Source organism: Streptomyces panaciradicis, assembly GCF_023516615.1.
In the GTDB taxonomy this organism is placed as follows: domain Bacteria; phylum Actinomycetota; class Actinomycetes; order Streptomycetales; family Streptomycetaceae; genus Streptomyces; species Streptomyces panaciradicis.
Genome location: NZ_JAMGBF010000351.1, coordinates 1 through 355 on the forward strand (window position 1 = coordinate 1; position 355 = coordinate 355).

Consider the following 355-nt stretch of genomic DNA (forward strand, 5'->3'; position numbering starts at 1 on the left):
AGAGGTCGTTCTCTTTCCGAACCTCGTGTGCGGATTCCGCTGGTCAGGCATGGGATTGCGGCTGCCACGAAAGCCTCGACTCGTTGCTGATCGAGTTGCCGTGGGGGTGTCGGATGCCGTCGATGCGGGCGGTTCTGGAAGCGCGGCGGAAGGCTGCGGTGGTGCGGGTGGAGGAGCTCGAAGCTGAACTCGAGCGGGTGCAGGCTGACTTGGCTGACGCCGAAGAGGTCCTCAGGCGCCGGGTGATCGGGCTCGAGCAATATCTGGAAGCACTGGCCGAGGAGGAAGCACCCGCCATGGCGATCGGCGGTCCGTCGCGGCGGAAGCCGGTGGGCCCGCGCCGTGCGGTGCCGCA

The 355-nt window shown here is 67.3% G+C and carries 1 pseudogene; it reads left to right on the forward strand.

The annotated features are described in order from the left end of the window. Positions 1 to 122 precede the first annotated feature (122 nt). Positions 123 to 355, forward strand: a pseudogene (locus M8J74_RS44320) (hypothetical protein); the annotation flags it as partial.